This window comes from Serratia marcescens (genome assembly GCF_006715005.1).
GTDB lineage: Bacteria > Pseudomonadota > Gammaproteobacteria > Enterobacterales > Enterobacteriaceae > Serratia > Serratia montpellierensis.
In genome coordinates this window covers 1440203-1459771 of sequence record NZ_VFMJ01000001.1, presented here as the reverse complement: position 1 = coordinate 1459771, position 19569 = coordinate 1440203, and the positions used below count along the sequence as shown (strand labels likewise).

Below are 19569 nucleotides of genomic sequence, written 5' to 3'. Positions count from 1 at the left end.
GCTAGCCGACCACGTGGCAAGCCACCAGATGACCGGGCGCCACGCTGCGCAGGCGCGGCGCCTGTTCACGGCACTGCGCCGTGGCCTGCGGGCAGCGAGGATGGAAACGGCAGCCGTGCGGCGGGTTGGCGGGATTCGGCGGTTCGCCGCTTGCCGCCCTCGGGGGCGAGCGTTGCGCATCCAGCGTCGGTACCGCCGCCAACAAGGCCTGCGTGTAGGGATGCAACGGCTGGCGAAACAGCGTGTCGCGGTCGGCGCTCTCGACGATTTGCCCCAGATACATCACCGCCACGTCCTGACACAGGTGCTCCACCACGCCAAGATCGTGCGAAATAAACAGCAGCGTTACCCCTTGTCGTTCCTGCAAATCGCAAAACAGATTGATGATCTGTGCCTGAATCGACACGTCGAGAGCCGATATCGGTTCGTCGGCGACGATAAACTCCGGCTGCAGGATCAGCGCGCGCGCGATGCCGATGCGCTGGCGCTGGCCGCCGGAAAACTCATGTGGAAACCGCCCGTAATGCTGTGGGGACAGCCCGCAAATCGTCAGGGTCTCGAGCACCCGTTCGCGCAGTTCCGCCTTGTTTGCCAGGCCGTGCTGCAACAGCGCTTCGCCGATGGCGTCGCCCACGCGCAGGCGCGGGTTCAGCGAACTGTACGGATCCTGAAACACTAACTGCATTTTCGGCCGTAGGGCGCGCAGCGCATCTTTGCTCAGGCTATCCAGTGCCTGCCCTTTGAACATTACCTCACCGGCGGTTTTGTCGTGCAGGCCGAGCAGCGTGCGGCCGACGGTGGTTTTGCCGCTACCTGACTCGCCCACCAGCCCGAAAATGCGGCCCTTGCGAATGCTGAAGCTGACGTCGTCCACCGCCTTCAGTTGACCGGTGGTTCGCCCGAACAGTCCGTCGCGCAGCGGAAAATATTTCTTTAATCCTTTCACTTCCACCAAAGGTTCAGTCGACATGCGGGCGCCCTCCGGCGTTAAGGAAACAGGCGGACTGGCGCTGCGGCGTGCCGTACAGCGGCGGAATGCCATCGCGGCATCGAGCGGAGGCCTGCGCACAGCGCTCGGCAAACGCACAGTGTTCAGGCAACTGGGCCAGGTCCGGCACCTGACCGGGAATGGAGTACAGGCGACGACGCCGTTGCCCCGGCACCGGCCGCGAGGCGATCAGCCCCTGCGTATAGGGATGTCGCGGCTCGGCCAGCACTTCTCTCGTCGTACCCTGCTCGACCACGCGCCCGGCGTACATCACCGCCAGTCGATCCGCCATCTGGGCGATCACCCCGAGATCGTGAGTGATCAAGATCATCGCCATGTTGTGTCGCCGGCTCTGCTCACGCAGCAACGCCAGGATCTGCGCCTGTACCGTGACGTCGAGCGCCGTGGTCGGTTCGTCGGCGATCAGCAGCGCCGGCCGACACCCGATCGCCATGGCGATCATCACGCGCTGCAGCATGCCGCCGGACAGCTGATGCGGGTAGCAGCGCATTAGCGCCTCGGCGCGCGCCAACCCCACTTCCGTCAAGAGTTGAATCGCCTGACGCCAGGCCGCTTTCGGCGACAGGGCCAGGTGACGAATCAGCGGCTCAACCAACTGTTCGCCGAGGGTCAACACCGGATTGAGCGCGCTCATCGGCTCCTGAAAAATCATCGCCAGCCGGTTGCCGCGCAGATCGGCCATCTTTGATGCCCGCAGCGACAGCAGATTCTGCCCTTCAAAGCGAATTTCACCGCCGTCTACCTGCGCCAGCGGCTGCGGCAACAGCCCCATCAGCGCCATGGCGGTCACGCTTTTGCCGCAGCCCGACTCGCCGACGATCCCCAACGTTTGCCCGGCCTGCAGTTCCAGGCTGACCTGCTGCACCGCCCGCACCGGCCCTTGTTCTCCCTGAAACGACACCGACAGTCGATCGAACGCCACCAGCGGTTGACTCATCGTGTTACCCCGTTCATTTTCGGATCGAGCGCGTCCCGCAGGCCGTCGCCCAAGATATTGATCGCCACCACGGTGACGAAGATCGCCAGCCCGGGCGGCATCCACAGCCAGGGGCGGCGCTGAAAATCGATCAGGCTATTGGCGGCGTCCATCATGTTGCCCCACGACGGCGTCGGCGGCACCACGCCCAGCCCAAGGTAGCTCAACGCCGACTCGCTGAGGATGGCGTTGGCGACCGCCATGGTGGCGACCACCACCAAAATCGGCACGGTGTTGGGCAGCAAATGGCCGAAGAGACGCCGCCAGGTCGAGAGCCCCAGCACTTCGGTGGCCAACATGAAATCCCGCTCGCGCAGCGACAGGATCTGGCCGCGCACCAACCGCGCCAGCGACGGCCAGCCCAGCAGGCTCAGCATGATCATCACCATGTAGATACGGTAATCCGGCGACACGTCGAGTTCGGTCAGCATCGCCCCCATGATGATCAGCAGCGGCAGGCCGGGAATGGTCATCAGCAGATCGGCGAAGCGCATGATCAGCCTGTCTGCCACACCGCCCAGATAACCGGCGAGCGCCCCCAGCACATAGCCCAGCGTTACCGACAGCAACATCGACACCAGGCCGATGGTCAGCGATATCCGCCCCGCCAGCAGCAGCCGGGTGCAGATATCGCGGCCGAGAAAGTCGGTACCTAACCAGTGCGCGCCGCTCGGCGCCTGATTGATATTCAGCACATCGCCGGCGTCGTCGCGCCACGGCGACAGCGACGGCCCAATCAGGCACAGCAACGCCAACAGCACCAGCAACGCCAGCGAGATCATCGCCGGCCGGTGGCGACGCAGACGTCGCCAGGCCTGTGCGGCGGGCGGTGGCGACAGTTGCGCCAGCGCGGGCAGCTGGGCCTGTCGCCAACGGCGGCGACGGCCGAAAAACAGCGTAACCAACATAGCGTTACCTCAAGCGAATGCGCGGGTCGGCGTAGGCGTACAGAATGTCCGCCAGCAGATTGCCGAGGATGGTCAGGGCCGCCAGAAACAGCGTGAACCCCATCAATACCGGGTAATCACGCGCCGCCAACGAGTCGATATGGATATGTCCGGCGCCCGGCCAGTTGAAGATTTTTTCGGTGATCAGCGCGCCGGAGAACAATCCCGGCAGCTCGAACCCCAGCAGAGTGACGATCGGCAACAGCGCATTGCGCAGCGCGTGTTTGAGGATCACCGTTTTCTCCCTGAGCCCCTTGGCGCGCGCGGTGCGGATATAGTCCATGCGGATCACTTCCAGCATGCTGGCGCGGAAATAGCGCGTCAGGCTGCCGGCCTGCAGCATCACCAGCGCCAGCACCGGCAGCAGCAGGTGCGCAGCCACCTCCAGCGCCCAGGCCAGCCCGCTCGCTTCGCTGCCGGTGCGCAGCATTCCGCCCGCCGGTAGCCAGTGCAGATCGACGGCGAACCATTTGATCAGCAGCAGACACAGGAAGAACGTCGGAAACGACATGGCGGCGAACACCGCCACGGTGATCAGATGATCGAACAGCGAATAGGGTTTCATCGCCGAGATCACCCCCACCGCCAGCGCAATGCCCCAATACAGCACCATCGCCACCGCCGCCAGCAGGAACGAATTCCAGATGTATTGGTTCAGCAGCGTGCTGACTGGGATCTGATACTGCAGCGAAAAACCGAGATCGCCCTGCAGCAGCCGGCCGAGCCAGTGCAGGTAGCGGCTGAACAACGGCTGATCCAACCCGTACAGCGCCCGCAGCTCGGCGGCGCGTTGCGCGGTCAGGTTGATATTGCCGTCGATAAAATCGCCGGGCGACAGGGCGAAGATGCAAAAAATCAGCAAGGAAGCCAACAACAGCATCGGGATAGTCTGCAACAGACGGCGCAGGATAAAGTTTCTCATCGCGATTTCCATCGCCGCCGCCCGGAGTGGCGCGGCGGCGTCAGGGCGTTACGGCGCCGGTTTGACGTTCGGCAGGCTGCCGACCAATCCGTTATAGATATCCGGTTTAAAGCCGGTGACGCGCGCGCTGCTGGCGCTCAAAATCTCGCGATTGCCGAGCAGGATCACCGGCGGGTCGTCCGCCAGCGCCTGATACAGCTGGTGATAAAGCGGCTTGCGCTGGGCGATCTCCAGCGTGGCGTTGGCCCTGGCGATCAGCGCGTCTACCTGCGGGTTGTGATAACCGGTCTCGCTCTCGCGGCTGATGAAATCGCGCACGCCGTCATGCGGATCGTTCAGCGTACTGGTGCTGAGGGACGCCAGGTCATAGTTGCCCGCCTTGCGCTGCGCCAGCAGCGCGTTGAAGTCCAATACCTGCGGTTTGAGCACCACCCCGAGCCGGCGGTAGTTGTCCTTGGCGATCGGCACCAGCGCGTCATTGATCAGCTTTTTGGTCACCAGCAGCGTCAGCTCCAGCTTTTTACCGTCTTTTTGCCGAATGCCGTCCGCGCCCACTCGCCAACCGGCCTCGTCCAACAGCTTCCCGGCCTTATCGAGATCGTAAGCGTAGGGATTGATGCCGTTCGCGTCATAGGCCCAGGAGATCGGCGAGATCGGCTGGTTGGCGACCTTGCCGTAACCCTGGTACACCACGGCGATCAGCTTTTGCCGATCCAGGCCGTAGATCAACGCCTGGCGCACCCGTTTGTCCTGCAGCGCCGGGCGTCTGAGGTTGAAATCCACGCGGCTGTAATCGCTTGAGCTGTAAAGGTTAATGTTGGCAAAGCCGAGCAGCTTGAGCTGTTCGATATCGTCCGGCTTGGCGGTAAAGGCGTCGTAGTCGGTCTCACCGGTCTGGAACAGCTGGAAGTTGGTGGCCGGGTTGGTGACGCGGTAGATAAAGCGCGCCATCGGCGGCGCACCGAGGTAGAAGTTCGGGTTGGCGTGGAAGCGGATCTCCTGCCCCGGCACGTACTTGTCGTAAATATAGGGGCCGTTGCCGAGCGGCTTGCCGTTGAAGGCGCGCACGCCGTCGAGCTTGCCACGCTGATAGTCTTTGCCGTAGTAAGCCCGCGACAAGACCGGCCCGCCAATCAGTTGCAGCGTAGTGGCGCCCGGTTGGGTGGTGACGATCTGAATGGTGCGATCGTCGATCACCTTCAGGCCGCTAATGCCGGCGGCAGTACCGTTTTTATACTCGGCGCCGCCCTGGATGTGCGCCGGCGTGATGTCGGTGTCGCCGTCATAGGCCGGATCGTGCAGCAGCGTCAGGGTAAAGGCGATATCGTCGGCTTTCAGCGGCGAGCCGTCGCTGTAGACCAGATTCGGCCGCAGCTTGATGGTGTAGGTCAGATTATCGGGGCTGACCTGCCAGGACTCCGCCAATCGCCCTTCCGGTTTGCCCTGGCTGTCCAGGCCGATCAGGCGACTGAAGATCACGTCGGTCACGTTCTCGTCCCAGCCGTTGGTGAACAGATACGGGTTGAAAATCCCCTGCGGCTCCGAGATGCCCGCCACCACGGTGTCTTTGCGCTGCTTGGCGGCGGCCGGTACCCGAGCGGCGTCGCTGGCCGGCGTGATGCCTTCGGCCAGCGTTTCCGCCTGCGCGCCGGCGCTCAGCCCCAGCGCGCAGACCAACGCCAGCGGCGTTAACCGATATCGCAACAGTTTGTTTAGTTTATTTTTTATTCTGCTCACCCACAGCCCCTCGTCTTCCCGTTGATAAAAATGTGACAAAATTTATCGCAGAGTAATGGGCGGCTGGAGGGCTGTCTAACAACGAAACCGGCATTCCATTGCCGAAAAAAGCATTATGAATTTTTCTGGGGCAAAGCCCGCTGCAAATCGCGGTTCAACCGGTCGCAGCCAGCCCCCGGATAAGTTTGGCTAAGGTTTTGATCGCCTCTTCAAACCGATCGTTCCATTCAAAAGAGGCGTTGAGGCGGAAGCAGTGGTTGAAATGGTCACCGGTTGTGAACATGCGCCCCGGCGCGATGCTGATGCCCCGGGAAAGGGCCCGCCGGTACAGTTCCATCGACGACAGCGCCGGATCCAGCTCCAGCCACAGGAAATAACCGCCGTCGGGCTGGCTGACCTTCACCGTCGGCGGGAAATGGTGGGCGATCGCCTGACGCATCGCGCTTTGGCGTTGGGCCAGCAGGCGCCGCAGCCGCCGCAGATGGGTATCGTAGCCGCCGTGCAGCAGATAATCCGCCAGCGCCATCTGGGTCGGCACGCTGGTGGAAACGGTGCTCATCAGCTGCAAACGCTGGATCTGCTGCGCATAACGCCCCGCAGCTACCCAGCCGACGCGAAAGCCCGGCGCCAGGCATTTGGAAAACGACGAGCAGTGCAAGATCTGGCCGCCGCTGTCGAGCGCCTTGGCCGGCAGCGGCCGTTCCGCGCTGAAGTACAGCTCACCATAAACGTCATCTTCAATCAGCGAAATCTGCCGTTCGCGCAGCAGCGCCACCAGACGCTGCTTGTTGGCCTCCGGCAGGGTGGCGCCCTGCGGGTTCTGGAAGTGGGTCATCAGCCAGCAGGCTTTGATCGGATACTGTTCCACCGCCTGCTGCAGCGCGTCCAGATCGATGCCGTCCTGCGGATGGGTGGCGATCGCCACCGCCTTCAACCGCAACCGTTCCAGCGCCTGCAGCGCGCCATAAAACGCCGGCGACTCGATCGCCACATAGTCGCCCGGCTGGGTCACCGCCTGCAGGCTGAGGCTGAGCGACTCCATCGCCCCAGCGGTGATGACGATTTCGTCCGGCGCAACCTGCATGCCGCTCAGCGCATAGCGTTGGGCGATGTGCCGCCGCAACGCGTCATTGCCCGGCGGCAGGTTGGCCAGCGAACTGTGCGGCGTGAACTTGCGCGCTACGCTGCTCAGCGCCCGCGCCAGCTTCGGCTGGGCGAACAGCGTGGCGTCGGGAAAGGCCGAACCGAAAGGCACGATATCCGGATCCTTGCAGGCCTGCAGCACGTCGAAAATAAAAGCGTTGATGTCCACCTGCTCGCTCAGCAACAGCTTCTCGCCGCGCGAAGGCTGGGGCAGCGGCTGCGGACGCGCCGCCACGTAGTAGCCCGACTGCGGCCGGGCGACGATCCACCCCTGGCTCTCCAGCAGTTGGTAAGACTGCACCACCGTCATCAGGCTCAATCCGGCGCGTTTGCCGCTCTCGCGCAGCGAAGGCAGCTTGTCGCCCGCCCGCCACACCCGGTTCTGGATCTGTTCTCTAATCTGCTGCGCAAGCTGCTCGTATCGGGTCATAACCATTAACTGTTATATGAAAAAGTAAAATAACTGTCACTATTATAGTCACTGTACTCCGTGCTTAACTTAACGCCAAGCATTTCACATAAAAATGACAGCTATACTCAAGAGGTTAATTTATGTTCAACCCTAGGAGGCGCCATGCTGGGTCTTGATGCACTGGAACTCGCCAGAATACAGTTCGCCTTCACCGTGTCTTTCCATATCATCTTCCCCGCCATCACCATCGGCTTAGCCAGCTATCTGGCGGTGCTGGAAGGATTATGGTTGAAAACGCACAATGAAGCCTATCGTGAGCTTTACCATTTCTGGTCAAAGATTTTCGCCGTTAACTTCGGCATGGGCGTGGTCTCCGGGTTGGTGATGGCCTACCAGTTCGGCACCAACTGGAGCTTCTTCTCCGAGTTCGCCGGCAGCATTACCGGGCCGCTGCTGACCTATGAAGTGCTGACCGCCTTCTTCCTCGAAGCCGGTTTCCTCGGCGTGATGCTGTTCGGCTGGAACCGCGTCGGCCCGGGGCTGCACTTCTTCGCTACCTGCATGGTGGCACTCGGCACGTTGATCTCCACCTTCTGGATCCTGGCCTCCAACAGCTGGATGCAGACGCCGCAGGGGCATGAAATCATCAACGGCCAGGTGGTGCCGGTCGACTGGCTGAAGGTGATTTTCAACCCATCCTTCCCGTACCGCCTGCTGCACATGTCCACCGCCGCCTTCCTCTCCTCGGCGTTCTTCGTCGGCGCCTCCGCCGCCTGGCACCTGCTGCGCGGCCGCGATACCCCGGCGATGCGCAAAATGCTGTCGATGGCGATGTGGATGGCGCTGATCGTCGCGCCGGTGCAGGCGATGATCGGCGATGCGCACGGCCTGAATACGCTGAAACACCAGCCGGCGAAGATCGCCGCCATCGAAGGCCACTGGGAGAACCCGCCGGGCGAAGCCACGCCGCTGATCCTGGTCGGTTGGCCGGACATGCAGCGCGAAGAAACCCGCTTCAAGCTGGAGGTGCCGTACCTCGGCAGCCTGATCCTGACGCACAGCCTGACCGAACAGGTGCCGGCGCTCAAATCCTTCCCGCCGGAAGATCGCCCCAACTCCACCGTGGTGTTCTGGTCGTTCCGCATCATGGTCGGGCTGGGCATGCTGATGATTCTGGCCGGGGTGTGGAGCCTGTGGCTGCGCTGGCGCGGCGGGCTGTATCAGTCGCGTCCGTTCCTGTACTTCATTCTGTGGATGGGCCCTTCCGGGCTGCTGGCGCTGCTGGCGGGCTGGTTCACCACCGAGATCGGCCGCCAACCGTGGGTGGTGTACGGCCTGCTGCGCACCAAGGACGCGGTCTCCGCGCACGGCGATCTGCACATGAGCATCAGCCTGCTGGCGTTCATCATCGTCTACTGCTCGGTGTTCGGCGTGGGGTATTCCTACATGATGCGCCTGATCCGCAAAGGGCCGCAGCCGCATGAACACCAAGAAGACAATACCGAGGGCCGCCCGGCGCGTCCGCTGTCCGCGGTCAACGACACTCTGGACGACAGGAGCTGAACATGGGCATCGATCTTCCGCTGATTTGGTTTGTGATCATCGTGTTCAGCACCATGATGTACGTGGTGATGGACGGTTTCGACTTGGGCATCGGCATCCTGTTTCCGTGGGTGAAAGAGAGCGGCGACCGGGATCTGATGATGAACACCGTCGCCCCGGTGTGGGACGGCAATGAGACCTGGCTGGTGCTGGGCGGTGCGGCGCTGTTCGGCGCCTTCCCGCTGGCCTACTCAGTGATCCTCGACGCGCTGGCGATCCCGCTGACGCTGATGTTAATCGGGCTGATTTTCCGCGGCGTGGCCTTCGAGTTTCGCTTCAAGGCGAAGCCGGAGAAACGCCATATCTGGGACAAGGCGTTTATCTGGGGCTCACTGTTTGCCACCTTTAGCCAGGGTGTGGTGGTGGGCGCCGTGATCAACGGCTTCCCGGTCGAAGGCCGCACCTACGCCGGCGGCGCGCTGGACTGGCTGACGCCGTTCGCGCTGTTTTGCGGGCTGGGGCTGGTGGTGACCTACGCCCTGCTTGGTTGCACCTGGCTGGTGATGAAGACCGCCGGTGATCTGCAGGCGCGCATGTATCACCTGGCGACGCCGCTGCTGGCGATCCTGTTGCTGGTGCTGGCTGCGGTCAGTGTCTGGACGCCGATCGCCCATCCGGAAATCGCCGCCCGCTGGTTTACGCTGCCGAACCTGTTCTGGCTGCTGCCGGTGCCGCTGCTGGTGCTGCTCAGCGCCTGGGGAATTCAACGCGGGGTGAAACGCGGCGCACACTACTCGCCGTTCATGCTGACGCTGCTGCTGGTGTTCCTCGGCCTGAGCGGGCTTGGCATCAGCATCTGGCCACACCTGATCCCGCCGGCCATCAGCCTGTGGGACGCCGCCGCCCCGCCGCAGAGCCTCGGCTTTATGCTGGTGGGCGCGCTGTTCATCATCCCGATTATTCTGGTCTACACCTTTTGGAGCTACTACGTGTTCCGCGGCAAGATCAGCCATGAACACGGCTATCACTGAGAAGGGAGGACGCTATGCAAGATAAAACGGCAACCGCCGCTCCAGCGCCCTGGTGGAAACGCATCGGTTGGCTGGTGATCATCTGGAGCGCCAGCGTGCTGGGGCTGTTCGTGGTCGCCTCGCTGTTCCGCCTGCTGATGACCGCGGCGGGCATGAAGTCGCATTGACGAGACGCCTTATCTGGCCGCGCTGTTGGGAAAGTAAAAAGAGACCACCAGCGTGACCAGCGGCAAGGCGCCGATCTTCACCAGTTCGAAAACTTTTCCGAGCGCTTCGTTTCTCTCCCAATATCCTCGTCATACTTGAAGTTGCTTCTGTGTTGGCTGCAAGCGTTCACCCCGGTCACTTACCTGAGTAAGCTCCCGGGGATGAACGCTCTTGCCGTCGGGAAGCAACTCCAATTATTTAGAGGAGCGGCGTGGGCGGCGAATACGCCCACGCTGACCGCGAATATCCCGCACAGCACCTGGCGCGCCAGGCGCAGCCGCTCCATTTCGTCGAAGATCAGCGAAGGATCCAAATACAACGTTTCAGCATCAACCTGCGGGCGCTCATTTTGCGGCTTCATGGAAAAATCCCCACCACCACGGCGACCGCCTCCAGCCCTTCACCGCTTTCACGCACGATCCCAAGACGGGAACCGTCTTTTTTCATCCACTCACGGTCGGCAATCGTCATTAAAGAAAATGCCAGGCGAATGACGTCGGTTTTTGCCATCCCGTGACGCCGGGCAATATCGTTCAGACTGTCGTCGATTTCATTGGATAACCGAATCGGCAAGCTGCGCATAGTCCACCTCCTGTGGCCGTTGATTCACAGGGGGAAAGTCTACTGGAAGGGCAAATATCCTTCAATTAGTGAACTGCGTAACGCCTCGCACAATCCGCATGCAACGCTATTGCGGCTTGCGCCCCATCGCGCTGAGGAAGCGTTGCTGCAGGCGCAACAGCTCCTCCAGTTCCAGCAGGCGGTAGTCGATGCCGAAACGCGGGGCCACCTCGCCGATGATGCGGCTCAGCGCCGGGTAATGGCGGTGGCTCCAGTGCGGGAACAGATGATGCGTCAAATGCAGGTTCGCCCCGCCGAGCCAGTATCCCAGCCAGCGCGGCCGGGTCAGCCAGTCGAAGGTGGTGGCGAACACATGGTGATACCAGCCGTGCGGCATCGCCCCCTGCGCCGGCGCCTGATAAAAATTGGCTTTGGCCCAGTGGGTGCCGATGATCAACATCACGAACAGCAATGAAGAAAGCATCTGACTCAGCAAATAGACCAGCAGGATTTGCCCGATGCCGATGGCCGGCAGCAGCAGCCAGCACGGGATCGCCAGCGCCAGCAGCAGGTGCGCCGCCTTGCCCGCCAGAAATCCGCACCAGCCGCGCACGCCCTGCTGCGCCATGCGCGCCGCCACGCGGGTGCGGCCCGCTCGGTCCAGCCAATCGAACAGCCAGATGTAGTACGGGAACGTCAGCGCCGCCACCAGCGGCCAATAGTAACGCTGGGCGCGCATAAAGGGCCGCCAGCGCTGGAACGGCGTTTGCCGCAGCACGCCGTTGGCATCGATGTCGGGATCGTAATGTTCGATATTGTTATGAGCATGGTGGAACAGCACGTGGCGCACGCGCCAGCAGTCGGGGTCCAGTCCCAGCGGCACACTCACCAGGGCGTTCAGCCAACGGTTGGCCCAGGGCCGACGGAAAAACGCGTTGTGCGAGGCATCGTGCACCACGTTCACCGTCAGGAACATGCCGATAAAGATAAAACCGAAATAGCAGGCGAAAAACGCCCAGCCGTTTTGCTGCTGCAGGCTCAGCCCATAACACAGGCCGCACAGCGCCAACAACAGCGCCACCTTCGCCAGCATGCCCCCGTCGGCGAAACGGTGATCGCCGTTGGCCGCCAGATAGTGCTGGGCGGCCTGCATCAGCGCGCGATGCAACCCGCCGTCGTCGCGCCGATAGGCTAACGGACGCAGCGGTTTCATGGCTGCCCCATCCGCCGCAAGAAGCGCTGTTGTTGCGCCAGCAGTTCGCGATAGCCGATGCAGCGGTACGCCATGCCGTGCCGCTGCGCGATCTCCGCCACCGCGGCGGCCAGCGCCGGATAGTGGCGGTGATTCCAGCCGGGAAACAGGTGATGGGTCAGGTGATAGTTCAGCCCGCCGGTCAGGTGTTCCAGCCAGCGCGGTTCGGGCTGCCAGTCACAGGCGGTGGCGAAATTGTGCCGGTACCAGCCTTGCGGCATGCTGTCGCCCGTCGGCGCCGGGTAAAACTCGGCCTGCGCCCAGTGGGTGCCCAGCAGCAGGAACACCACCAGCAGCGAGGCAAACATCTGGCTGAGCGCGTAAGCCAACAGCACCCAGCCCCAGCCGATGCCGTGCAGGTGGCCCACGATCAGCGGCACCAGCAGCACCAGCGCCAGATGCGCGAGCTTGCACAGCACGAACAGCGCCCAACCGCCGCGCCCCGCCAGCACGCGTTTTTCCCGCAGCGGCGTTTTATCGAGCCGATCGGACCAATCGAAAATCCAGGCGATATAGGGCAAGGAAAGCGCGGCGATCAGCGGCCAGTACAGATGCTGATAGCGCATATGGGGCCGCCAGCGCTGGAACGGCGTCTGGCGGAAAAACCCGTTCTCTTCGGTATCCAGATCGTAGTGTTCGACGTTGGCGTAAACGTGGTGGTAATCCACATGCCGCGTGCGCCAGTAGTCCGGATCGACGCCCAGCGGCAGCGTCACCACCCGTCCCACCAGACGATTGGCCCAGGGCGCACGCAGGAAGGCGTTATGCGAAGCATCGTGGTTGACGTTGACGTTGAGCAGCATACCCATGGTCACGAACAGGAAATAACAGAGGAAAAACGCCCATGGCTGATGCTGCATCAGGCTGAGCGCGTAAAACCCGGCGCACAACGCCAACAACAGCGCGGCCTTGACCAGCCGCGCGGCATCGGCATAGCGATGATCGCCCGCCAGGCAGGCGTGCGCCGCGCGCTTGAGATCGCGATGAAACGCCTGCTCGCCATCGGCGGGAAAACGCAGCGGCGGCAATGACTCAGCCATGCGGTTCCTCCACGGCGGCCGATGCGGCCCCCCGTCCCCAGCCCAGCGCGACGCACAGAGCATGCAACGCCACGGCGGCCATGGCGATATGCCAATAGCGCTGCGGCCAGCCAAGATAGCCGATAAACAGCAGCGGCATGCCCAGCGCGATCAGCAGCCAGACGGCGCTCGCCCACGGCCGCCCTTCCGTCATGCCGCCCAGCGCTACCGAGCCCAACGCCAGCAGCACCAGCAGCGCCATTTGCGGCCAGCTGATGTCGCCGTAACCATAACCGTATTGGTAGACGTAACCGACCACCAGCGAGAACAACAGCATGGCACCGCTGAAGACGCTGAGCGCCGAACGGCGGTCGCGTGGCTGGCCCGGCGCCGGGCGCCAGGCCAGACGGAAATAGCGCAGGAACGGCAAATTACTCGCCCAGAACGGGTTGGCGGACGGCCTGTCGCCGCTGACGCCATAGCTGAACGGCGTGGTCGGCAACGCCGGGCAGAAGGTGCCGAACAGCTTGTCCCAGAAGATAAAGCTGCCGCCGAAGTTCTTATTGGAATACGCCATATCCTTGACGTGGTGCACCCGGTGGTGCGCCGGCGTGACCAGAATTTTTTCCAGCACACCGAGTTTCGGCGTCAGCGCATTGTGGTTAAACAGCTGAATGCTGTAGTGAAAAATCGACACCGTGACAAACACCGATAGCGGCACGCCCGCCAGCGCCAACAGCAAAAAGAACGGAATCGACGTCAACGACGAATACCAGGAGTTGCGCACCCCCAGCGACAGGTTGAAGTGCTCCCCCTGATGGTGCACCACATGCACGGCCCACAGCACGCGAAAGCGGTGGTGCAGACGATGCAGCCAGTAGAAACCGAAGTCCCACGCCAGCAGGGCGAACAACCACATCAGCGGCGGCGGCCAGGCGTCCAGCAGCCCCAGGCTGAAATGCGCGGCCACGTAGCCGTAGCAGGTGATCTCCAGCCCGCGGAATAGCCACAGCATGATATGGCCGGAGTTCAGGTTGAACACCAGATCGTGCCAGTTGACCGGCTCACGGCGCCCCCACTGCAGCGCCACCGCCTCGGCCACCACGATGAACAGCATGAACACTATCGGCAACGCCAGATCGCTCATCCCATTTCTCCTTTAACCACGCGCCTGCGCAGGGCCTTTATACGCAGCGCCAGCCCGCCGGCGCACAGCGCCAGCAAGGCGCCACCTGCCAAATCGACAAACAAGTGACGGCGCAGCTGCAGAATGGAGAACGCGATCGCCACGCCCCACAGCATCCACAGCGCCGTCCGCATTTTGCGCTCGCCGTCGCTCAGCGCCCACACCGCCAGCACCGTCAGCGCCATGTGCAACGAAGGCAGGCAGTTCTGCGCCGAATCCACCTGCGTTAACGCCGCCAGCAGCTGCGCGCTGATCCCAACGCCATCGTTCTGCGGATAGGCCATGGTGGTCGGCCACAGCAGGTAAACCGCTCCGGCGCCCAGCGCCGTCAGCTGCATCGCCAGCGTCAGCCATTTGATTCGCCGCAGCGGCGCCAGCAAATAGCCGGCCGGGACGATGAGGAAGAACGACAGGTAGAGCCAGATGGCCGCCGGGTTGAACGGGATCGCCCGATCAAGCGCCGACGGCGGCAACAAAGTTCCCGCTCCCTGCAGGCGATCGGTCAGGCTATACACGACCCCGACCGTCCCCCAGCCGAGCAACATGTGCCCTAGCCTGAACAGCGTATTTTTCATGCTTCCTCCGCCTGGCGCACGATGCGCCGCCGCTTGCGATCGAACTGCGGCAGCACCGCCTGCGTCGTCAGCCGCCATTCGAGCCGCTCGGTGGCGATGCCCTGACGGGCGAACAGTGCGATCAGCTGCGCCTGGCAGTGCGCCAACGCCGCCGGGCTGCAATCAGCGATCAGCTCCAGCCGGTGCTCGCCGCGCTGGATCAGGCGGTAATCGCTGGTCAGCGGTAGCGCATTGGCGATCGTCCGGCTACAGGCATCGGCGAATACCGCCTGCGGCTGCCGCAGTGCGTCGGGCAGCATCAGCTGATCGTCGCGCCGCCCCTCGATACGGGCGATCGCCCGCGTCGGTTGCCCGCACGGGCAGGGTTCCTTGCGCAGCACCAATACATCGTCCAGCCGATAACGCACGATCGGCTGTGTACTGCGGGTAAAATCGGTGATCAGCGGCGTGAAACGCTGCTCGTCGATCCACTGAGGTTCGATATGCAAAAACTCTTCGTTCAGGTGCAGCGTGCCGTGCGCGCAGGTCGCGGCCAGGAACCCCTCGGTAGCCTGATACACTTCGCCGACCGCCGGAAACACCTGCATCAGCAGGCGGCGATCCTGTTCTTCCAACACCTCGGCGACCGAGATCGCTTTTTTGACCGGCAGCTTCACCTGCCCGGCCAGCACCGCCAGCGCCAGGGCGCGCAGCACCTGCGCCGGCGCCACGATGATGCTGGGCGCCTGCCGTTCCAATGCGGGCAGATGCGCACTGAACGGCGCGAGCAGATCGTAAAATGCCAGGCTCAGCCAACGGTTGTTCACGCTGTGATAGAGATTATTGTCCGCCCGCAGAAACAGCGCAACGCGCTCGCCGGCCAACAGCCCGTCCGGCAGCATCTTCGCCAGCATGCCACCGGCCCACACCTGCTGTTCGTGCGGGCTGACGACAAACACGCCGCGCTGCCCGGAGGTGCCGGACGACAATCCGACGCTGTAGCGCCCGATCTTCGGCGTGAAATCGCGATCCGCCTCGCTGCGCTGCGCGCAGGCCAGCACCGCATCGCGCTGCAGCCCGGCGGTATTCATCCGGTCGAACTGCGCCATCATCAGCACCTTGTCCATCTGCGGCCATTCGGCGAACGGCCGGCGGCTGAAACGCTGAAAATAGGGGCTCTTGCTCAGCACCCGGCGGGCAAAGCCCGTGAGCTGCCGGGCCTGATACGCCTCCAGTGCCGCACGATCGCCAAAGCGCAGGCGCCGGGCGCGGAAATAGTGCCACAGGGTCATGAAGGGGATCACAGGTCCCCCTCGTGGCACAGCAAAATGTTGACCTGGCCGCCCGCCCACAGTTGGTTAAGCCGTTCCAGCGTGCGGGTGTACGCCGCCGCATCGTCCATCACCAGATTGGCCAGGCGCGAAGGCCCGCGCAGCGTCTGGTAGCTCTGCGGCGACCAGGCGGCGTCGCTGGCCAACAGCGTCCAGCCGGCGTCGGTGAGGATAAAGGCGCCGATATGGCCGGCCGCATGCCCCGGCAGCGGCACCAGCACGATCTGCCCCTCGCTGCCCGGCAGCGCGTAACCGCGATCGAACGGCGCCAGCAGCGCAGGCAACGCCACCGAGGGAAAAGCCTCCATAAACTGCAGACGACTCTCGAAATCCGCCGGGATCAGGCCGGGAATAAAGGCGCGCTTGAGCGCCGCGAAACCGCGCAGCCCGCGGGTTTGCTGCCAGCCTTCGCCGGAGCAAATAAAATTGAGGTGGCTGAAATCCTGCAGCCCGGCGATGTGATCCGCGTGAAAGTGCGAGACGATCAGCGCCTGGATGTCGCCTTCGGCGTAACCGGCTTCGCGCAGCTGATGCGCCAACGACTCGGCGGGATCGAAATAGACCGGCGTCATGCGGCGGTAAAGGCTGAATACCCCCGACTGCGTGTGCTGCTGAAAATAATGCGCGTAGCCGGTATCCCACAGCCAGCGGCGCTCCCCCACCTCCAGCAGATAGGCGCGCGCCGGGAATTTACACACCCGGAACCCGGCGCCGCGCAGCGCCATGCAGCCGATATGCGTGCAATAGCCCACTTCAAAAACGGTGACTTTAGCCATGTTGTCCGCCTCCTTGCTGCCGCAGCCATTCGCCGGTCAGGCGGATCCCCTCTTCCATCGAGTAACGCGGCCGATAGCCCAGCTCTTCGATCGCGCGGGTCTGGCTCAGGGTCATGTCGAAATGCACCGCCGCCACGCTGTAGCGCGTCAGCATCGGTTCCTTGCCGCTCAGGCTTGCCCACAGCTCCATGCCGCCGGCCAGCGTATGCAGCAGCGGATAGGGCACGGCCTGCAGCCGGTAGCGCAGCCCCAGCGCCTGGCGCAGCAGCGCATCCAGCATCTCCGCCAGCCGCTGCGGTTGGTGGTTGGTGATGTTGTACACGGCGCCGGACGGCAATCCGCGCTGCCGGCTGGCCAGCTCCATGGCGTGCACCACGTTGGGAGCGAAGGTCAGATCCAGCAACGCCTGCCCGCCGCCGGGCAATCGCAATACGCCGCGATCGCGTTCGAGCTGCTGCAACAGCCGCGGCACGATCACCCGATCGTGCGGGCCAAACAGGCCGCGCGGCCGCAGCATAATGTAGGTGGTTTGCGGATAGATCTTCGCCTGCGCCAACAGGCGCTGTTCGGCCGCATACTTGCTGGCGGCATAGTGATTGGCGAAGCGCCGGGCGCGGTAACCCTCGTCAAGATCGTAATGCGGCTGAAAATCGAAGTAGATTGCCGGCGTGGAGATATGCACGAAGCGGCGCACGCCGCAGCGCCCGGCCGCCTCCGCCAGCTTCTCCGTCGCCGCGGCGTTGATGCGGTGAAATTCCGCCTTGCTGCCCCAGGGCGAAGACTTGGCCGCACAGTGCCACACCCACTCGCAGTCGGTCACCAGCTCCCGGCACTGCTGCGGCGTGGCCTGCGCCAGATCGAGCGCGCAAAACTCGGCGCCCAGCCGACGCAGCGTTTCACCGGCCCGCTCATCACGGCCGGTGGCGCACACCTGATGTCCGGCCTCCAGCAACCACTGCGCCGCGTTGCGTCCCAGCCCGCTGGTCGCCCCGGTGACCAGCACCCTCATGGCAGCAACACCATGCCGGCCAGCGCCAGCCCGGCGGCGGTGCCGATCAGCATCACCGGCTGACCGGGATTGAAGCGCCCGGTGGTCGCAGCGGCATGCAGCGCCGTCGGGATGGACGCCGCCACCTGATTGCCATGATGGCGGTAGATGTCGACCAGCGCCTCGCTGGAGACGTGCAGCCGCTTGCGCATATGTTCGAGCGACAGATGGCTGGCCTGATGCGGCACCACGGTGGCGATCTGGGCCAGGGTCAGGCCGCTGGCGTTCAGCAGCCGGTCGAGGTAGCCCTCAATCAGCGCCGACGCCTGACGGAACAGCGGCTTGCCCTGCATATGAAACAGGAAGTCTTGCTCACACATGCCGGCGCGCGGGTTACGACGCGTACCGCCGGCGCGGATCTCGCACAGTTCGCTGCCGGCGGGATAGGTTTCCACCAGGCTGGCGAGGATACCGCTGGCGCCGTCGCCGCGCTCCACGATGGCGCAGGCGGCACCATCGCCGAAAATCAGCGACGACTCTTCGTGCTGCCAGTCGATGCCGCGTGAAGCGAGATCCGCCGAAACGATGGCAATACGCCGATACGTCCCGGCGTTCAACAGCCCCGCCGCCACCTGCAGCGCAGAGATAAAGCTGACGCAGCTGCTGTTGATGTCGAAGCCCGGCGTGCCCGCCGCCAGCCCCGCCACCTTGAGAATATGCGCGGCGGTGCATGGCAGCGCCTGCACCGATATCGCCGAGGCGGAGATCAGCAGGTCAATGGAAGCTGCCGGGATGGCGTGGCGAGCTAGCGCATCTTGCAGCGCAGCGGCGGCGAGTTCGGCCTGGCTGGCATCGTCGGCGGCGTGATAGCGATAAACGATGCCCGAGCGTTTTTCAACGTAACCGGCCGGTTTTCCCAGGCGAGCGTCAAGCGTAGAGGACGCCACGCGGTTGGGCGGCAACGCGGCCCCGGTGGCAATGATTTTCAGAGGCAACAGCTCGGGTGAGCGACATTGTGTGGTCATTATTGTTATTGATTAACCTGACTATCCATAAAGCGATTCTCCCGCACGGCACGAAGGCCACACGGATCATCCCCGGTTTTTATGTCCCAAAATGCCTTTCATCAAGGCGGTATCTCTTGTTATCGGCTACCACGGGCCGACGTCCGTCGGCGGAAGCATAAGCGTAACATGACTGAGACAGTTAGTTTACGACAAGGCGGCGAGAATGGGCAGACGGCGGGGGAATTATCGGAATAGCGCCGCCGCTGGCGATCAGCGGCGGCGGGGTCAGGCTCAGCGGCGGTTGCGCACCAGCTGATAACGGCGGGTCAGGTACTCTACCGGCGCACTCCAGATGTGCACCAGGCGGCAGAACGGGAACAGCACGAACAGCGTCATGCCCAGCACCATGTGCAGTTTGAAGATAATCGCCACCCCTTCCAGGTGCGCAGAGGCGCCGGCGTGGAAGGTCACCACCGCCTGCGCCCAGGCCACCAGCTTCATCATTTCGCTGCCGTCCATATGCTGGGCGGAGAACGGAATGGTCAGCAGGCCCAGGCACACCTGCACCACCAACAACGTCAGGATCATGATGTCGGCGAAGCTGCTGGTGGCGCGCACCCGTGGGTTGGTCAAGCGACGCTTCAGCAACAGCGCGCCGCCGATCAGCGTCATCAGGCCGCAGGCGCCGCCGGCGATCATCGCCAGTTTCTGCTTCACGTCGATCGGCAGGAAGGCCTCATACATCCAGTGCGGCGTCAGCATACCGAGGAAGTGGCCCGCGAAGATGCCGATAATGCCGATGTGAAACAGGTTGGACGCCAGCCGCATGCCCTTTTTATCCAGCATCTGGCTGGAGCCGGCGCGCCAGCTGTACTGACCGTAGTCATAACGCAACCAGCTGCCGATCAGAAACACCGCGCCGGCCAGATAAGGGTAGATGTCGAAGAAGAACTGATTCAAAAATTGCAT

The 19569-nt window shown here is 63.2% G+C and carries 20 protein-coding genes; 3 read left to right on the top strand and 17 right to left on the bottom strand.

The window, feature by feature from the left end:
* Position 1: 1 nt before the first annotated feature.
* The 6 genes from FHU12_RS06910 to FHU12_RS06885 form a co-directional block, all read right to left on the bottom strand.
* On the bottom strand, positions 2-970 hold the full coding sequence (locus FHU12_RS06910; RefSeq protein WP_141968276.1) for an ABC transporter ATP-binding protein: 969 nt from the start codon (positions 968-970) through the stop codon (positions 2-4).
* Positions 960-1946, bottom strand: a complete 987-nt coding sequence (locus FHU12_RS06905) for an ABC transporter ATP-binding protein (RefSeq protein WP_141968274.1) — start codon at positions 1944-1946, stop codon at positions 960-962. Before FHU12_RS06905 ends, FHU12_RS06910 begins: the two co-directional genes overlap by 11 nt.
* Positions 1943-2893: an oligopeptide ABC transporter permease gene (opp4C, locus tag FHU12_RS06900; RefSeq protein WP_141968272.1), complete on the bottom strand. Its 951-nt coding sequence runs from the start codon at positions 2891-2893 to the stop codon at positions 1943-1945. The genes FHU12_RS06905 and opp4C overlap by 4 nt, the downstream gene beginning before the upstream one ends.
* A gap of 4 nt (positions 2894-2897) precedes the next feature.
* Positions 2898-3854: an ABC transporter permease gene (locus tag FHU12_RS06895; protein WP_141968269.1), complete on the bottom strand. Its 957-nt coding sequence runs from the start codon at positions 3852-3854 to the stop codon at positions 2898-2900.
* A 48-nt stretch (positions 3855-3902) separates the two neighbouring features.
* Complete coding sequence (locus FHU12_RS06890; protein WP_255703156.1) at positions 3903-5558, bottom strand: ABC transporter substrate-binding protein; 1656 nt, start codon at positions 5556-5558, stop codon at positions 3903-3905.
* A 187-nt stretch (positions 5559-5745) separates the two neighbouring features.
* Entirely contained in the window at positions 5746-7164 is a 1419-nt protein-coding gene (locus FHU12_RS06885; protein WP_141968265.1) for an aminotransferase-like domain-containing protein, read from the bottom strand.
* Between the two features lie 144 nt (positions 7165-7308).
* Between FHU12_RS06885 and FHU12_RS06880 the strand changes: the two genes are divergently transcribed.
* From FHU12_RS06880 to FHU12_RS06870, 3 genes are read left to right on the top strand one after another with little or no spacing between them, the layout of a single operon-like run.
* Positions 7309-8709 carry a cytochrome ubiquinol oxidase subunit I gene (locus FHU12_RS06880; RefSeq protein WP_016927376.1) on the top strand — a complete coding sequence of 467 codons (1401 nt, stop codon included), beginning with the start codon at positions 7309-7311 and terminating at the stop codon, positions 8707-8709.
* 2 nt (positions 8710-8711) lie between these two features.
* Entirely contained in the window at positions 8712-9719 is a 1008-nt protein-coding gene (gene cydB, locus FHU12_RS06875) for a cytochrome d ubiquinol oxidase subunit II (protein ID WP_141968263.1), read from the top strand.
* A gap of 14 nt (positions 9720-9733) precedes the next feature.
* Positions 9734-9886 carry a DUF2474 domain-containing protein gene (locus FHU12_RS06870; RefSeq protein WP_071605360.1) on the top strand — a complete coding sequence of 51 codons (153 nt, stop codon included), beginning with the start codon at positions 9734-9736 and terminating at the stop codon, positions 9884-9886.
* A gap of 179 nt (positions 9887-10065) precedes the next feature.
* On the opposite strand, the gene FHU12_RS06865 is transcribed toward FHU12_RS06870, so the two are convergent.
* From FHU12_RS06865 to narI, 11 genes are all read right to left on the bottom strand, one after another.
* Positions 10066-10287: a hypothetical protein gene (locus FHU12_RS06865; RefSeq protein WP_141968262.1), complete on the bottom strand. Its 222-nt coding sequence runs from the start codon at positions 10285-10287 to the stop codon at positions 10066-10068.
* Positions 10284-10508 (bottom strand): hypothetical protein, encoded by a 225-nt coding sequence (locus FHU12_RS06860; RefSeq protein WP_046687272.1) that lies wholly within the window; start codon positions 10506-10508, stop codon positions 10284-10286. The genes FHU12_RS06865 and FHU12_RS06860 overlap by 4 nt, the downstream gene beginning before the upstream one ends.
* Positions 10509-10614: 106 nt before the next feature.
* Positions 10615-11700: an acyl-CoA desaturase gene (locus tag FHU12_RS06855; RefSeq protein ID WP_141968261.1), complete on the bottom strand. Its 1086-nt coding sequence runs from the start codon at positions 11698-11700 to the stop codon at positions 10615-10617.
* Positions 11697-12779 carry a fatty acid desaturase family protein gene (locus FHU12_RS06850; RefSeq protein WP_141968259.1) on the bottom strand — a complete coding sequence of 361 codons (1083 nt, stop codon included), beginning with the start codon at positions 12777-12779 and terminating at the stop codon, positions 11697-11699. Before FHU12_RS06850 ends, FHU12_RS06855 begins: the two co-directional genes overlap by 4 nt.
* On the bottom strand, positions 12772-13905 hold the full coding sequence (locus FHU12_RS06845; protein WP_141968257.1) for a sterol desaturase family protein: 1134 nt from the start codon (positions 13903-13905) through the stop codon (positions 12772-12774). Before FHU12_RS06845 ends, FHU12_RS06850 begins: the two co-directional genes overlap by 8 nt.
* Positions 13902-14519: a phosphatase PAP2 family protein gene (locus tag FHU12_RS06840; RefSeq protein WP_025303194.1), complete on the bottom strand. Its 618-nt coding sequence runs from the start codon at positions 14517-14519 to the stop codon at positions 13902-13904. The genes FHU12_RS06845 and FHU12_RS06840 overlap by 4 nt, the downstream gene beginning before the upstream one ends.
* Positions 14516-15802 (bottom strand): F390 synthetase-related protein, encoded by a 1287-nt coding sequence (locus FHU12_RS06835; RefSeq protein WP_141968255.1) that lies wholly within the window; start codon positions 15800-15802, stop codon positions 14516-14518. The genes FHU12_RS06840 and FHU12_RS06835 overlap by 4 nt, the downstream gene beginning before the upstream one ends.
* Positions 15799-16605: an MBL fold metallo-hydrolase gene (locus FHU12_RS06830; protein ID WP_141968253.1), complete on the bottom strand. Its 807-nt coding sequence runs from the start codon at positions 16603-16605 to the stop codon at positions 15799-15801. Before FHU12_RS06830 ends, FHU12_RS06835 begins: the two co-directional genes overlap by 4 nt.
* A complete protein-coding gene (locus tag FHU12_RS06825; protein WP_141968251.1) occupies positions 16598-17614 on the bottom strand; it encodes an NAD-dependent epimerase/dehydratase family protein in 1017 nt (338 codons plus the stop codon). The genes FHU12_RS06830 and FHU12_RS06825 overlap by 8 nt, the downstream gene beginning before the upstream one ends.
* Positions 17611-18618, bottom strand: coding sequence for a 3-oxoacyl-[acyl-carrier-protein] synthase III C-terminal domain-containing protein (locus tag FHU12_RS06820; RefSeq protein WP_141968249.1), 1008 nt, complete (start codon positions 18616-18618; stop codon positions 17611-17613). Before FHU12_RS06820 ends, FHU12_RS06825 begins: the two co-directional genes overlap by 4 nt.
* A 273-nt stretch (positions 18619-18891) precedes the next feature.
* Positions 18892-19569, bottom strand: coding sequence for a respiratory nitrate reductase subunit gamma (gene narI / locus FHU12_RS06815; RefSeq protein WP_025303199.1), 678 nt, complete (start codon positions 19567-19569; stop codon positions 18892-18894).

Excerpts from the sequence above, each read along its gene's own strand:
- FHU12_RS06910 (WP_141968276.1), bottom strand. The coding sequence starts at position 970 with ATGTCGACTGAACCTTTGGTGGAAGTGAAAGGATTAAAGAAATATTTT.
- FHU12_RS06905 (WP_141968274.1), bottom strand. The coding sequence starts at position 1,946 with ATGAGTCAACCGCTGGTGGCGTTCGATCGACTGTCGGTGTCGTTTCAG.
- opp4C (WP_141968272.1), bottom strand. The coding sequence starts at position 2,893 with ATGTTGGTTACGCTGTTTTTCGGCCGTCGCCGCCGTTGGCGACAGGCC.
- FHU12_RS06895 (WP_141968269.1), bottom strand. The coding sequence starts at position 3,854 with ATGAGAAACTTTATCCTGCGCCGTCTGTTGCAGACTATCCCGATGCTG.
- FHU12_RS06885 (WP_141968265.1), bottom strand. The coding sequence starts at position 7,164 with ATGACCCGATACGAGCAGCTTGCGCAGCAGATTAGAGAACAGATCCAG.
- FHU12_RS06880 (WP_016927376.1), top strand. The coding sequence starts at position 7,309 with ATGCTGGGTCTTGATGCACTGGAACTCGCCAGAATACAGTTCGCCTTC.
- cydB (WP_141968263.1), top strand. The coding sequence starts at position 8,712 with ATGGGCATCGATCTTCCGCTGATTTGGTTTGTGATCATCGTGTTCAGC.
- FHU12_RS06870 (WP_071605360.1), top strand. The coding sequence starts at position 9,734 with ATGCAAGATAAAACGGCAACCGCCGCTCCAGCGCCCTGGTGGAAACGC.
- FHU12_RS06865 (WP_141968262.1), bottom strand. The coding sequence starts at position 10,287 with ATGAAGCCGCAAAATGAGCGCCCGCAGGTTGATGCTGAAACGTTGTAT.
- FHU12_RS06860 (WP_046687272.1), bottom strand. The coding sequence starts at position 10,508 with ATGCGCAGCTTGCCGATTCGGTTATCCAATGAAATCGACGACAGTCTG.
- FHU12_RS06855 (WP_141968261.1), bottom strand. The coding sequence starts at position 11,700 with ATGAAACCGCTGCGTCCGTTAGCCTATCGGCGCGACGACGGCGGGTTG.
- FHU12_RS06850 (WP_141968259.1), bottom strand. The coding sequence starts at position 12,779 with ATGGCTGAGTCATTGCCGCCGCTGCGTTTTCCCGCCGATGGCGAGCAG.
- FHU12_RS06845 (WP_141968257.1), bottom strand. The coding sequence starts at position 13,905 with ATGAGCGATCTGGCGTTGCCGATAGTGTTCATGCTGTTCATCGTGGTG.
- FHU12_RS06840 (WP_025303194.1), bottom strand. The coding sequence starts at position 14,519 with ATGAAAAATACGCTGTTCAGGCTAGGGCACATGTTGCTCGGCTGGGGG.
- FHU12_RS06830 (WP_141968253.1), bottom strand. The coding sequence starts at position 16,605 with ATGGCTAAAGTCACCGTTTTTGAAGTGGGCTATTGCACGCATATCGGC.
- FHU12_RS06825 (WP_141968251.1), bottom strand. The coding sequence starts at position 17,614 with ATGAGGGTGCTGGTCACCGGGGCGACCAGCGGGCTGGGACGCAACGCG.
- FHU12_RS06820 (WP_141968249.1), bottom strand. The coding sequence starts at position 18,618 with ATGACCACACAATGTCGCTCACCCGAGCTGTTGCCTCTGAAAATCATT.
- narI (WP_025303199.1), bottom strand. The coding sequence starts at position 19,569 with ATGCAATTTTTGAATCAGTTCTTCTTCGACATCTACCCTTATCTGGCC.